The 13,999-nt window shown below is 66.1% G+C and carries 12 protein-coding genes and 1 tRNA gene; 6 read left to right on the forward strand and 7 right to left on the reverse strand.

The features are described 5' to 3' along the window. The first annotated feature begins 34 nt into the window (after positions 1–34). Positions 35–529 (forward strand): hypothetical protein, encoded by a 495-nt coding sequence (locus tag ACVW1B_RS29670; RefSeq protein WP_456822637.1) that lies wholly within the window; start codon positions 35–37, stop codon positions 527–529. A gap of 79 nt (positions 530–608) precedes the next feature. On the opposite strand, the gene ACVW1B_RS29675 is transcribed toward ACVW1B_RS29670, so the two are convergent. From ACVW1B_RS29675 to ACVW1B_RS29685, 3 genes are all read right to left on the reverse strand, one after another. Beyond that, a tRNA-His gene (locus tag ACVW1B_RS29675) sits at positions 609–685 on the reverse strand. A gap of 190 nt (positions 686–875) precedes the next feature. Further along, complete coding sequence (locus ACVW1B_RS29680) at positions 876–1,310, reverse strand: phasin (protein ID WP_028336028.1); 435 nt, start codon at positions 1,308–1,310, stop codon at positions 876–878. A 271-nt stretch (positions 1,311–1,581) separates the two neighbouring features. Next, a complete protein-coding gene (locus tag ACVW1B_RS29685; RefSeq protein WP_253606851.1) occupies positions 1,582–1,980 on the reverse strand; it encodes a phasin family protein in 399 nt (132 codons plus the stop codon). Positions 1,981–2,337: 357 nt separating this feature from the next. On the opposite strand from ACVW1B_RS29685, the gene ACVW1B_RS29690 reads away from it, so the two are divergent. Both ACVW1B_RS29690 and ACVW1B_RS29695 read left to right on the forward strand, forming a co-directional pair. Further along, positions 2,338–6,222 (forward strand): PAS domain-containing protein, encoded by a 3,885-nt coding sequence (locus ACVW1B_RS29690; RefSeq protein WP_456822638.1) that lies wholly within the window; start codon positions 2,338–2,340, stop codon positions 6,220–6,222. A gap of 144 nt (positions 6,223–6,366) precedes the next feature. Further along, on the forward strand, positions 6,367–7,194 hold the full coding sequence (locus ACVW1B_RS29695; protein WP_076829651.1) for a metallophosphoesterase family protein: 828 nt from the start codon (positions 6,367–6,369) through the stop codon (positions 7,192–7,194). Here the strand turns inward: ACVW1B_RS29695 and ACVW1B_RS29700 are convergent. Both ACVW1B_RS29700 and ACVW1B_RS29705 read right to left on the reverse strand, forming a co-directional pair. Continuing rightward, a complete protein-coding gene (locus tag ACVW1B_RS29700; RefSeq protein ID WP_456822639.1) occupies positions 7,133–7,618 on the reverse strand; it encodes a Crp/Fnr family transcriptional regulator in 486 nt (161 codons plus the stop codon). The genes ACVW1B_RS29695 and ACVW1B_RS29700 overlap by 62 nt on opposite strands. 131 nt (positions 7,619–7,749) lie before the next feature. Then, entirely contained in the window at positions 7,750–8,544 is a 795-nt protein-coding gene (locus tag ACVW1B_RS29705) for an alpha/beta fold hydrolase (RefSeq protein WP_456822640.1), read from the reverse strand. A 156-nt stretch (positions 8,545–8,700) separates the two neighbouring features. Here ACVW1B_RS29705 and ACVW1B_RS29710 point away from each other — a divergent pair, with 156 nt between their 5' ends. The 3 genes from ACVW1B_RS29710 to ACVW1B_RS29720 all read left to right on the forward strand — a co-directional run bounded on the left by ACVW1B_RS29710 (position 8,701) and on the right by ACVW1B_RS29720 (position 12,326). Next, the gene (locus ACVW1B_RS29710; RefSeq protein WP_080667160.1) at positions 8,701–9,354 is read left to right on the forward strand and encodes a GntR family transcriptional regulator; all 654 of its coding nucleotides are present in this window, start codon (positions 8,701–8,703) and stop codon (positions 9,352–9,354) included. Further along, a complete protein-coding gene (locus tag ACVW1B_RS29715; protein ID WP_229160527.1) occupies positions 9,351–10,880 on the forward strand; it encodes an aldehyde dehydrogenase in 1,530 nt (509 codons plus the stop codon). The genes ACVW1B_RS29710 and ACVW1B_RS29715 overlap by 4 nt, the downstream gene beginning before the upstream one ends. Before the next feature lie 78 nt (positions 10,881–10,958). Next, entirely contained in the window at positions 10,959–12,326 is a 1,368-nt protein-coding gene (locus ACVW1B_RS29720; protein ID WP_253606847.1) for an MFS transporter, read from the forward strand. A gap of 57 nt (positions 12,327–12,383) precedes the next feature. Here the strand turns inward: ACVW1B_RS29720 and ACVW1B_RS29725 are convergent, their stop codons facing one another. Next, positions 12,384–13,367: a carbon-nitrogen hydrolase family protein gene (locus tag ACVW1B_RS29725; RefSeq protein WP_253606846.1), complete on the reverse strand. Its 984-nt coding sequence runs from the start codon at positions 13,365–13,367 to the stop codon at positions 12,384–12,386. A gap of 13 nt (positions 13,368–13,380) precedes the next feature. After that, positions 13,381–13,908: a tautomerase family protein gene (locus ACVW1B_RS29730; RefSeq protein WP_253606845.1), complete on the reverse strand. Its 528-nt coding sequence runs from the start codon at positions 13,906–13,908 to the stop codon at positions 13,381–13,383. Positions 13,909–13,999: the final 91 nt, after the last annotated feature.

Raw genomic sequence — 13,999 nt, forward strand, 5'->3', positions numbered from 1 at the left:
GGGGAGGCTGGGCGCATAGCTTTGGAGGAGCCGAGTGAGTTCAAGCAAAGGAAATGCGGGCGAACATCTCGTGATGGCCGCCTTGCTCCTACAGGATTTCGAAGCCTACTGGGCCGACCGCGGAAACCCGAACTACGACGTCGCCTGCTATTGGAATGGCACAGGGCGCTCTACCCGGCTTCGCGTTAAGACTGCCTCGGATGGCAACGCTGTATGGACCGCCAAAAAGAAGACCGGAATTCTGTTCGGTGACATGCAGTCAAAGGACGATATGGTCGTCGTCTGCGATCTGACCAAGGGCATCACGGGTGCGGAGTTCTATATCGTGCCCACGCCGATCGTCCACGAACATTTAACCGGAAACCACGCGCACTACGTGGCGCAGCCTGGCCGTAACGGACGGCCACGCAATGCAGACACAACGTTTCGGGTTCTTCGTTTCTCGGGCGAGCCGCGCGAGGACAATCGCGGATACGGCTACCATCAGAAATTTGCAGCCTATCGCAACAACTGGAATCTACTGAAATAGGGCTTGCTCCGCTCGATACCTAAATCGCTACCTAAACTGCGATTGTACGAACCGGGAACCGCTAAGTAGTTGATTTTGGTGGTACAGTTGGGTGGGCTCGAACCACCGACCTCCTGTTCCACAGACAGGCGCTCTAACCAACTGAGCTACAACTGCATCCTGACGCGCGGCCCGCTCAAGCGGGGCGGCGATTTCGGGCGGAAACTAGGTGCAACGCCGCGCTTTGGCAAGGCCGTAACGCGCCGATTTCCGCTGTTATGTCGGGCCGCTTGACGGGGCCCTGGCCAGCAAAAAGGCCCGGACCGCTTCGGCCCGGGCCTTTCGCTGGTCTCCCAAACGGCAGCGATCAGGCGGCCGGCTTGTAGAACTTCGAGGCGCTGGCCTTGATCGGCTCGGCGGTCTCGCTGGCGACCTTCTGGCCGAGCTCGGCCAGTTCCTTGGCCTGCGCAGTGTAGGTCTCGAACTGCTTGCGGGCGTGCGACGTCCACAGCTCGACCGCTTCGGTCGGCGACTTCACGCTGAACAGCTCCTGGGCGAAGTCGAGCGAGGAGGTGGTGTTGGCCTTGAAGAACTCGATCAGCTTGGCCGAATACTCGCTGGCGCCCTTGCTCACCGAGGTGAACACGGCCTCGACCGTCGAGTTGTGGGTCTCGGCAGCGTCCTTGAACTTGGCGTAGCTGTCGCGGGCCTGCAGAACGCCCTTCTCGGCGAACGCGCGCATCTGCTCGGGAACTTCAAACGGAATGATCGAGGCGGAAAACGGATCGGACGGGTTGGTCATACGTGTAATCCTTCGCAACGGGTGAGTAGATGTGACCATTGCGGACGTCCCGGAGCCCATCAGGCCGGGAGCGCTGAAATGGATCACGCTGCCTTGATTCACGGGAGTGCCCTTCGTCGGGCGCGCCTAATAAACACCCATATCATGTCAATTTTGTGCAACGCAACGTAAGATCGCGTGCGACGCCACATTTTTTATCTGACGGAACAAAAGATTACCGCGGCCGACCGAGGCTGAATGCGCCAGGGTCGGCCGCGGCCAATGCGCCTCGTCAGTTCTTCGGCTTGACCGCGTCCATCGCGGCCCGGCTGACGGCCTGGCCCATCTCGCTGGCCTGCTCGCCGAGCGAGCGCATCTGGCCCTGCACATATTCGCTGTGCAGCCGCATGACGTCGCTGAGGTCCTTGGCCTTGAGCAGCGCCTCGGCGTAGTCCAGCGACGACTGCACGTTCTTTTCGGCATAGGACAGCGCCTTGGTCGAAAGATCCTTGGCGCCGGCGCGCACCGTGGCGTTGCGCTCCTCGATCTTGCCGGCGGTGTCCTTGGCGTTGGTCACGAATTGCTCGAACGCCTTGCGCGCCTGCTCAAAACTCGCCTCCGCCATCGACCGCATATCCTTGGGAATCTCGAACTTGGGGATCTCGAAATGGTCACGCCCGTTGTCGCTCATGGTCGCTCTCCCTCGCTTGCTGATCGGCCCGCCGCTTGGCCCTGCGGGCCCAGGGCAAGATAGACGGCAGAATATATATCGTGGCACTGCAATCGCAGGTGTGACGCGGCGCCGCCTGGTTCCGCATCGCGCGGCTCGCAGCAACCTCTCTTTAACCCGACAACGCCAAACGGCTGTGGATCGTTCAGCCGAGTTAACGTTATCCCGGCTTTGGCGGGGGCAGTTTCGCTGCGGACATGGACCTGCCGCCCCCCAGTTGCGATACTAACCTTCTGTTAAGGCTGTCGTCCTGCGGCTGCCGGGCCTTCGGCTGAGCTTAAGGAAGAAAGCCAAACCCATGCGGTCAAATCTTGCGTGATGAGTGACGCGGAATTCCAGATCCAGGCGCTCGGCGATGTCAGGCTGGCGGATCATGCGACGGGCGCCCTGCCGGCATGGCTGTGGGCGGCCGACGGCGCGCGGATTCTCTGGGCCAATCCGGTCGGCGCGCAGGTATTCGGTGCCGCCAACGGCGCCGAGCTGGCGAAGCGCGGCTTCGGCCCGGCCGATCCGCACCGCCGCCAGGTCGCGCGGCTCGGCCACAGCCTGAACGCCAATGGCGCGGTCCGGCTGGAGCGGCTGCGCGGCTTCGGCGCTGCGCCCGGCATGCTCGCGACCTGCGGCTGCGCCCGGATCGACCTGCCGGACGGCAGCCACGGCATCCTGATGACGGCGCTCAATGCGACCGGCCGCGGCATGCCGCTCGCGGAACGCCTGCAGCGGCTGCTGCAGGGCTTGCCGCGTCCGGCCGCCGCCTTCACCAGCGACGGACTTTTGGTCGCAACCAATGAGGCGGCGCGTACGCTGCCCGGCCTGCACGACCTCACCGAAGCTGGTCTCGATGCCGCGCGCGGTGAGGCGCTGGCGCAGGGCCGCGCGGCGGCGAGCGTTGCGATCGGCCGCGTCGTGCTGCAGCGGATCGGCCGCGCCGCCGATCGCGCGCTGGTCGCGTTGATCAAGCCGGCGCCGCATCTCGCCGCAAAGCCGGCGGCGCCGATCGTGCCCGAGCCAGTTGAGCCGGAGACGCCGGCGCGCGAAGCACAGGCTCCCCCAGCGCCAGCGCAGCAAGAGGCCATGGCCGTAGAGCCGCCGCCAGCACCTGCAGTTATCGAACAAGCCGTTGCGCATGACGAAGCGCCCGCGACGGCCTGCGCAGCACCGATCGCCTTCACACTGTTCGACGCGCTGGATCCGCAGATGGAAGAGCGCGTCACGATCGAGCCGATCGTCAGCGCGGCCAAATCCGAACCTGAGAATGCTGCTCCATCTGCCGCGGCAGCAGAGGCGGCGCACGTAGAGACCGCAGCTCTCGACACCACGCAAGACGAAACAGCTGCCGCCGAGGAACCTCTGTCGGAAGCACTGATCGAAGTGCCGGACGGCGCGCAGATCGAGGAGCCTACGCCTCTTGCCTCGCCGCTTGCGTCGGCAGAACTCACGCATTCAGAGCCGACGCCCGCCGAGCCTGCGCCTCTCGGCACCACGCCTGACGAAAGCCCCGCCGTCGAGGAGCCGCTGTCGGAAGCGCTGATCGAAGTGCCCACGGAGACGCACGCCGAAGAGTCCGTGCCTGATCTCGCAGAGACGGCACGCACGCACGCGCCGGAAATATCGGCGCCCCCGGCCGATCCCGCCCCCTCGCCTTATGCGATCGCGGATGCGCCCGCGCCGCCGCCTGCCGCCGAGCCGGAGCCCGCGACATTGGCGCCGGTGCCACCACCATCCTGGCTCGACGAGCCGTTGCCGGTGCGGCGCCATCCGCTGCGCTTCATGTGGCAGATGGACCATGAGGCCCGCTTCTCGCTCGGCTCCGATGAATTCACCCGCCTGATCGGCCTGCACACCGCGGCGGGCTTCGGCCGGCTGTGGAGCGATATCGCCGAGAGTTTTGGCCTCGATCCCGAAGGCCGCGTGATGCAGGCGTTCGCCAGCCATGACACCTGGAGCGGCATCACGCAGCACTGGCCGGTCGACGGCGGCGGCCGGCTGCCGGTCGAACTGTCCGGCCTGCCGGTGTTCGATCGTGCCAGGAATTTCGCCGGCTATCGCGGCTTTGGTGTGTGTCGCGACCTCGACGGGCTTGCGCGACTCGCCGCATTGCGCCGCTATGAGTTCTTCAGCGGCACGGTCGCGCCACAATCGCTGTCGGCCGATGTCGCACCGGTGCCGCGCACCGTTGCGCCGCCCGGGCCCGCCGCGCCACAGGACAATCCTCCGCCGCACGCGGAGCCGCCGCCCGACACGACCGCAGCACCACCACCCGAGGAATTGACCGAGCCGACAGCCGCAGAGACTTCACACCGAGCCGATCCGGATCACGCCGTGGAAACGCACGAGGAAACGCACGAAGTGCGTCACGACCCGCCACCGAATGTGGTGCCGTTCCGTCCCGCCAGCGACACCCGGCCGCCGTCGCTGACGCCGGTCGAGAACAACGCCTTCAACGAGCTCGCCCGCCAATTGTCGGCGCGGCTCGAGAACGAGGCCGGCCTCGCCGCGACAACGGACGACAGCGTGCCGGCCGAGCCGGTCGCCGACGCGCCGCCCGCAAGCGAACCGCCGCAGCAAGCAGAGGCGGCGCCGCAGGAGACGGTCGCGCAGCTGGAGACGGCGGCGGAAACACCAAAGGCCAGCTGGCTGGCTGCGGCGGAGCCGGCGCCGCGCGCAGATTCCCGCCGCGACCGCGCGCTGCTCGATCTGTTGCCGGTCGGCATCCTGATCTACCGGCTCGACCGCCTGCTCTATGCCAACCACGCCTTCCTCTCGCGCATGGGCCATGACAGCCTGCACGCGCTGGAAGCCGCCGGCGGCCTCGACGCGCTCTTTGTCGAGCCCGGCGTCTCGCAGGCGAGCAGCACGTCGGGCACCGGCACGCCGGTGACGATCTCCGCGAACCAGAGCACCGAGGACGGCGCGCAGTCGGTGTCCGCCGAGGCGCGGCTGCACACCATCACCTGGGACGACGATTCCGCGCTGGCGCTGATCTTCTCGCGCACGCTGGACGAGGATGCCGCGATCGCCGCCGCGCTGTCCGAGCCGGAGCCTGCGGCGGCCGCCGAGCCGCTGCTTGCGCCGGCTGAGCCGCAAGCCGGCCAGGCCGACGCCGAAGAGCTCGGCGCGATCCTCGACACCGCGGCCGAAGGCATCATCATGTTCGATGCCGACGGCAACATCCATTCCTGCAACCGCAGCGCCGAGGCGCTGTTCGGCTATGACGGCGACGAGTTCGTCACCCGCAAGCTCGCCGATCTGTTCGCGCCGGAAAGCCAGCACGGCATCTTCGACTATCTCGCCAGCCTGAAATCGGCCGGCGTCGCCAGCCTGCTCGACCATGGCCGCGAGACGCTCGGCCGCGTCCGCCAGGGCGGCATCATCCCGCTGTCGGTGACGATGGGCCGCACCCGCGCCGACGGACCGAACTTCTTCGCGGTATTCCGTGATCTCTCGCAGACCAAGAAGAGCGAGGGCGAATTGCGCGAGGCGCGGCGGCTCGCCGAACGCGCCGCCAACGCCAAGTCCGACATGCTGGCGCGGATCAGCCACGAGCTGCGCACGCCGCTCAACGCCATCATCGGCTTCGCCGAGGTGATGATCGGCGAACGCTTCGGCGCGCTCGGCAATGAGCGCTATGTCGAATACATGAAGGACATCCGCGCTTCCGGCGAGCGGGTGATCGCGATCGTCAACGATTTGCTCGACCTGTCGCGGATCGAGACCGGCAAGCTCGACCTCGCCTTCGCCAGCCAGAATCTCAACGAGATGGTGGAGAGCTGCGTCGCTGTGATGCAGCCGCAGGCCAACCGCGAGCGCATCATCATCCGCACCTCGCTCGCCCACACGCTGCCGCCTGTGGTCGCCGACGCCCGCGCGCTGCGCCAGATCACGCTGAACCTGATCGGCAACTCGATCCATCTCGCCAATGCCGGCGGCCAGGTGATCGTCTCGACCGCGCTGTCGGATTTCGGCGAGGTGATGCTCCGCGTGCGCGACACCGGGCAGAGCCTCAACGACAACGAGGTCGCCGCGGCGCTGGAGCCGTTCCGCGCCCCGACGCCTTCCGATCAGGCCGGCTCCGGCGGCGTCAGCCTGTCGCTGACCAAGGCGCTGGTCGAAGCCAATCGCGCCAAATTCCACATCAGGACCGGCGGCCGCACCGGCACGCTGATCGAGGTGACCTTCGCCCACGCCGCAGCAAGGGCGTGAGCGGCGATCCGGCCGATTCCAGGACACTGCGAACATCTGTCGCGTCGGATCCGCGCGGCGCGGCATAGATCTTGCTGCGATTTGGCTTGTTTGAATTCATTGCCGTGCGGCCCCGCCCGTTTTCCGGGCATTCGGATTTCACCGATGCGCTGTCTTGTCGTCGCCGATCTGCATTACTCGTTGCCGCAGTTCGACTGGCTGCTGGCGGCGGCACCGCAATTCGATCTCGTGATCTTCGCCGGCGATGCGCTCAACCTCGGCTCGGCGGTCGATTTCCGCGCCCAGATCGTCGTCGTCACGAAATACCTGTCGCGGCTCGCCGATCTCACGCGGGTGATCTTCTGTTCAGGCAATCACGACCTCGACGAGCGCAACCCGGAGGGCGAGAAGATCGCGCGCTGGGTCGCCGGCATCAGGGAGTTCGGCGTCGCCTGCGACGGCGACAATCTGGCCATCGGCGACACGCTGTTCACGGTGTGCCCGTGGTGGGACGGCCCGCTGGTCAAGGCGCGGATCGACGATCAGCTTCGCGCGGCGGCCGCGATGCCGCACCGCCGCTGGGTCTGGGTCCATCACGCCCCGCCGGCGGATTCGCCGACCAGCTGGGGCGGCAAGCGCTTTTTCGGCGACGCCGAGCTGCTCGGCTGGATCGAGCGCCACCATCCGGCGCTGGTGATCTCGGGCCATGTGCATCAGTCGCCGTTCATCCAGATGGGCTCGTGGTTCGACCGGATCGGAGCGAGCTGGGTGTTCAACACCGGCCTGCAGCCCGGCCGGCCTCCGGTCTACATCGTGCTCGATCTCGCGCAGGACAAGGCGTTCTGGCTCGCCGCCGGCGACGCGCAGATGATCGATCTCAAGGCGCCGCTGTCGCGGCCGGCGGCTCCCGTGCGCGAGGCGCCGGACTGGCTCATATCCTTGGATCGGATTGCCGATCCGAGCCTGGCGCGACCTGCATCGGCGGCAGGTTGATCATGCTCTGCAGCACCTCGCCGACCATCGCCAGGTGGGTGCCGTGATCGGCATATTGGTGCATCAGGTCGGCAAGATAGGTCGTGGCGACATGAAGCCGTTGCGCCAGCAGCTGCGCGATCAGCAGCGCCACCGCCGGCTGCTGGCGCAGGAACGACGCCGCATCGTCGAACTCGTACAGGACGCAATCAGTGGCCGTGCGCACCTTGGCGCTGTGCGCCCGGTCGAGCAGCACACTCATCTCGCCGAACACCGCGCCGGGCTCGTCGATGACGGCGACCAGGCTGTCGCCCTTGACGACTTCCACCTTGCCCTCGAGCAGCACGAACAGATGACCGGTCTTGCCTCCCTCCTCGATGAAATCCGTGCCCGCCGGCAGGCTGCGCCTGCGACCGCCGGTGCAGTGATCAAGGATCGCTCGCATGTTTCATCTCCGTCTCCGGTCAGACTAGGCAGAGATGCTGTCGCGTCAAACGGCATTAGCTGGGCGTTCTGCCCAAATTGTCGGCACGCCGCCGCGTGACCCGCGGCGCGATCCAGCCGTTTGCGCGTGCCTCAGGCGGGCGCGTTATGCTTGATCGCCAGGAAATCGCCGATCGTATCGAGGAACAGTTTTGGCGATTGCAGTTGCGGGACATGCGCACATCCCGGAATGACCCTGAGCTTCGCTCTCGGCAGGCCGCCTGCCAATTCGTATGACATCGGCGGCGGCGTCGCCTCGTCATATTCGCCGACCACAACGAGTGTCGGTACCGTCACGCTGCGTAGTTCGGCACGAAGATCGAGGCTCGCCAGCGCGTCACAGGCCGCGCAGAACACGTTGAGATCGGTGCGCAGGAATGCGTCGCGGCGATCCTGCATCAGCGCGGGATGCTGTGCCTGGAAATCCTGTGCGAACAGCCGGCGCATTGCAATATCGGTGATCGCGGCGAGCCCCTTCTCGCGTGAAACCCTGGCCATGTTGCGAAACACCTCGCGGCCCGGCTCGGAGAACGCCGCACCGCTGTCGGCGAGGATCAGCCGGCTCGCGATCGTCGGGTGGCGGATCGCCATCTGCAGCGCGACGAACCCGCCATAACCATTGCCGAGCACGATGGCCGGCGTGCCATCAGCCGCATCATGCACCGCGTCCGCCATCCGGTCGGCAATCGCGGCAAGGCCACCCTCGACCGCGCTCGACCGACCGAATCCCGGCAGTTCCGGCACGATGGTCCGAAACGACCGGGCAAGTTCCGGCACGATCGCATCGAAGCTCGCGCGATCCGACAGCAGCGAGTGAAACAGGACCAGCGGCGGCCCCTCGCCCGACTGCGCTGCGTTGACTGTGCGGTTGGCCAAAAGCCTGTCCATCGTGGCTCTCTTTCAAATCGCGCCCGAAATTCGCGCATTTGGGCTCCGAAGCGCCCCTGCGGACGATTGATAAATCAAATCACTCGGATTTCAAGGATTTCAGCTTGACGTGATATTTCACGAACTGCATTTTACTGGGCAGGAGGCCCAATAAAAATGATCCTTCTCCGCGAGAATATCTACGAAAACCTGCGATCTGATATTTTATCGTGCCAGTTTGCTCCCGGTGATGAAATACGAGAGCAGGATCTGGCGGAGCGTTACGCCGTCAGCCGCCAGCCGGTCCGGGACGCCCTGCTGCGGCTCGAGCGCGAGCACCTCGTGACGGTGCAGCCCCGCCAGGGTTACCGGGTCAATCCGATCTCGCTGTCCGACGCCCGCGATCTGCTGCGCTTCCGCCTTGCGCTCGAGCCGGCCTGCGTCGCCGAAGCAATCGAGAGCGCGCCCGACAGCATCCTGAAATCACTCGATGAATTCCGTCGCTTCTCCGGCAGCCATGAGGACTTCATCACCTACAATCGCGGCTTCCACTCGGCGCTGGCGCACGCGTCGGGCAACCGCCGCATGGCGACCACGCTCTGCGACCTGATCGGCCAGGCCGATCGGCTGGTGCGCGTCAGCGTCTCCAATCTGAAAGGCCACGACCCGGCGAAGCTCGTGGCCGAGCATGTCGCATTGATCGACGCCATGCAGCAGCGCGAGGCGCGCACCGCGGCCCGCATCATCAAGGCTCACATCGCGGCGACCGAGAAGCGCGTGCTGCCGGCACTCAAGCGCAACGCCGTCATCGTCGAAGAGAGGTCATCATGAACATTCCGTCGAAGCCCGCGACGATCGACGTCGAGATCCACGGCAACTTCATCGACGGACGCGAGGTCGAGGCCGGAGACGGCGAGATGCTCGACGTCCGCAATCCCGCGACCGGCGACGTCATCGCCCGGATTCCGAATTCGACCGCCGCGGATATCGACCGTGCGATGAAGAGCGCTCGCGCTGCATTCGAAGGCAAGGCGTGGGGCGGGATGGACACGAGGGCGCGCGCCCGGCTCGTCAACAGGCTCGCCGACGCGTTCGAGGCCAATCTCGACACGCTGTACCGGCTGGAGACGTTGAACAACGGCCGTCCGGTCAACGAAACCCGCGCGCAGCTGTCGCGCCTGCCGGATTTCTTCCGCTACTTCGCCGGACTGGCGCTGTCGCGCCGCGATTCCGTCATCCCGGTCGAAGGCGCGTATCTGAACTACACCCTGCGCACGCCGATCGGAATCGTCGCCAACTGCACGCCCTTCAATCACCCGCTCATGATCCTGTGCAAGTCGCTTGCCGTCGTGCTGGCGACCGGGTGCGTCACCGTGGTCAAGCCATCGGAATACACGCCGCTGACGACACTGAAGCTCGCCCAGATATTCAGCGAGGCCGGACTGCCTCCCGGCGTCTTCAACATCGTGCTTGGCCTCGGCCAGAGCGCCGGCAAGATGCTCGCCGAGCATGGCGACATCAACAAGCTTGTGCTGACCGGCGGGACCGAAGCCGGCCGCATCGCGGGCAGCGCCGCGGCGAAGGTGTTCGCGCACCAGACCATGGAGCTCGGCGGCAAGACGCCGGTGATGATATTCGACGATTTCGACGTCGACCGCGCCGTCAACTACGCCGCGTTCGGCGCTTTCATCGGCGCCGGCCAAACCTGCGTTTGCGCGTCGCGCCATATCGTGCAGGCCTCGATCTACGACGAGTTCGTCGAAAAGCTGCAGGCCAAGACCCGCACCATCCGCATTGGCGATCCGTTCGATCCGAACACGCAGCTTGGGCCGGTGATCTCGGCGCGCCAGCGCGACCGCGTTCTCAGCTATGCGCGCTACGGTCATGAAGACGGCGCGCGGCTGCTCACCGGCGGCGTGGCCGCAAAGGTCGCGGGCCACGACAACGGCTTTTTCGTCGAACCGACCGTGTTCGCCGACGTCAAATCCGACATGCGGATCTTCCAGGAGGAGGTGTTCGGCCCCTTCACCTCGGTGACCCCCTTCAAGGACGAGGCCGACGCGCTCCGGCTCGCCAACGATTCGCCCTTTGGCCTCGCCGCCGCCATTCGCACCCGCGACGTCGCGCGCGCGCATCGCGTGGCCGCCGCGGTCAAGGCCGGGATCGTCTGGATCAACGACCACCACCGGCTCGATCCGGCCTCGCCCTGGGGCGGCGTTGACGATTCCGGCATCGGCCGGGAATGCGGCACTGAGAGCTTCGACGACCATTTCAACACCAAGAGCGTGATGGTCGCGACCCACGAACAGCCGTTCGATTGGTACCGCGACACGGCCAGCCAGCGCCGGTTGAACTAGCCGCAGTCGAGCAAAGCGGCAAATCGCCCACAGATGGCGGGCCGCATCACCGAGGAAACAGTCAAGGGGAGAGCGCATATGTCGACATCGGTCAATGCCGGGAGCCGCCTCGATCGGCTACCGATCGGACCATTCCATCGCCGGATCATGATCCTGATCGGGATCGGAATGTTCTTCGACGGCTTCGACATCTATATCGCCGGCACCGTGCTCGGCGTGACGCTGAAAACCGGATTCTCGACGCTCGCCCAAAACGCCGCGTTCATCTCCGCAACCTTCGTCGGCATGATGCTCGGATCTTTCGGCACCGGCTTCCTCGGCGACCGTTACGGACGGCGTTTCACCTACCAGTTCAATCTGCTGCTGTTCGGCATCGCGTCCCTGGCGGCGGCGTTTGCGCCAAACATGGCCTTTCTGATTGCCTGCCGTTTCGTGATGGGCGTCGGTCTCGGCGCCGAAAATGTTGTCGGCTATTCCACCATGACCGAGTTCGTGCCGGCCCGGAGCCGCGGCAAGTGGCTCGGCTTCACCGCCGTCTGCGTCGTGACCGGCCTGCCCATCGCGCTGCTGGTCGCATCGGTCGTCGTCCCGCAATTCGGCTGGCGCGCGATGTTCGTGCTGGGCGGCGTCGGCGCCTTGATCGTCTGGTACCTGCGCAAGTCGCTGCCGGAGTCGCCGCGCTGGCTGGAGGCGGTGGGACGCACCACCGAGGCCGAGGCGCTGATGCAGGCGATCGAGAAGGAAGCTTCCCAGGGCCAACCCTTGCCGGCCCCCGCGGCTGCAACACCGGCACCGGTGTCGCCCGATCTCGCCACGCTGTTCACCGCGCCGCTGCTCTCCCGCATGATCGTCGGCGCGGTATGCCTGATTACCATCAATACGCTGCTCTACGGTTTCGTGACCTGGCTGCCGGTGTTCTTCATCAAGCAGGGCCTGTCCGTCGCGACCTCGTTCGGCTACTCGCTGCTGATGGCGCTTGGCGCGCCGATCGGCTCGGCGATCGGCGCCCTGACCGCCGACCGCTGGGGCCGCAAGCCCACGATCATCGGCGCATCGCTGATCTCGATCATCCTCGGCGTCATCTATCCGATGATCTCGGATCCGTTCCTGCTGCCGGCCGTCGGCTTCGCGCTGACCGTGCCGATCTATGTCTTGGTCGCGCTGTTGTTCGGCATCTATATTCCCGAACTGTTCCCGACCGAGGTGCGGCTGCGGGCATCCGGCATCGTCAACACACTCGGTCGAGGTGCCACCATCGTGACACCATTCCTGGTCGTGATGCTGTTCGAAGCGCGCGGCGTCGCCGGCGTGATGGCCCTGATGATCGGACTGCTCGTCGTGCAGATCATCACCGTATGGGCGCTCGGCATCGAGCCGCGGCACCGCAGCCTCGAGGAGCTCAAGGGCGAGGAATCACCATCCGCAATTCCGCAGGAAGCTTCGTGAGGCGGAGCGACCTTTCTCGCGACAAGCTTGACGGCGCGGGCTACCCGCGCCGTCGCGTCACTCCCACATCTCCGGCGTGACCCGCCCGGCGAAGCCGCAGTCGATGACCCGCTCCTGCGGATTGCGATCCACGATCAGCCGCAGCAGGTCGGGGCGCGAATAATGGCCGCCGATATCGCACAGTGCCTTGGCGGCGAGCACGGCCTCCCGCGAGCCGTCCGCGATCAGGATGGTCTCGCCCTGCGCCGGACCGGCGATGACCTCGCCGCGCGGATCGATGATGACGCTGTCACCGCTGTACTCGATCGTCGATAGTTCGCGGTAACGTTCCGGCGTGATTTCGTGCGAGCGCATGCCGCCGACCGCGATGACGTAGCAGCCGGCTTGCGAGGCGAACGCTCGCGACAGCAACAACTGCCGCGGCCAGAGCGGCGTCGGCGACGGTGGCGCCACCGCGGGCTCCCGCCCCGGCCACGCCGCGACGTGGATCTGCGTTCCCTGCGCGGCCAGCGCATAGCCGGGCAGCATCGTGTTGTGCTCCCAGCAATTGAGGCCGCTGATCCGGCCATAGGGCCGCTCATGCACGCGCAGGCCCGCCGCGTCGCCATCGGCCCACACCGAGCGCTCGTTGAAGGTGGGCTTCAGCTTGCGATGGCGGCCGAGCAGCCGTCCCTCGCGGCCGATGAACAGCAGCGTGCAGTAGACCGTGCCCTTGGTCACTGCATCACGTTCGGCGACGCCGATCACGACATCCAGTCCCGCGGCCTCGGCGGCGGCGCAGAGCCGATCGGTCGTGGGCGAGGGAATCTCGACCGCGTTGTCGAGATATTCGGCCATCGCGCGAAACGTGTTCGGCCCGGTCGGCGCGTGACAGAAGAAGGGATAGCCGGGCAGCCAGGTCTCGCCGAAGGCGGCGATCGTCGCGCCCATGGCGCCGGCCTCGCCGATCAGGCGGCAGGCCTTCTCCAGCGAGGCGTCGCGATCGAATGGCACCGCGGCGGCCTGGACCGCCGCGAGCCTGAAATGCGTGTCGGATGTCATGGTTGTGCCCGCGTCAGTCGACGCCCTTGCGGGCAGCGTCGAGCGCGCCCGCAAGCAACTCCAGCGCCTTGACGCGCCGCCGTCGCGCCAGACGCGCCTCGCCGACCTTGCGCTCGTGCTCGCCGGCGATGAAGGCCTGGATGTCCGGCAGCGGACGAATGACGCCACGGCTGCCCCACTGGCCGTCGGGGATCTCGGTCGGAAACACCCAGACCTGCGGCGCCACATCGTCGAACGAACCGCCGGCAGCGCGCACCACGGCATCGGTCACGTCCTTCACCAAGGCCGCGCGCGAGGCTTCGGTGTACTGGCCCTCGGGGACCGTCGGGACGATGCGAAATCGTGGCGATGGCGACGGCCGGCCCGCCACATAAACGGCGGCCGGCCGATGCAGGAAGACAACGGTGACGCCTTGCGCAACCTTGTTCGCCGGATCGAACCCCTCGTGGCCGATCAGGATATCGCCGAGCTCCTTGATGAGCCGCGCTTCCGCCTCCGGCTTCAGGGCTCCTTCGGGAATTGTCACGTCGATCATCGGCATTGAGGCGACCTCCTGTTGTTGACAGCAGGAGGTCTATGCGCGGCGCACTCCCGGCAGCAGTGGCAGTATCGCCATTTTCAGGGCAAATTCG

The organism is Bradyrhizobium sp. USDA 4502, assembly GCF_054063355.1.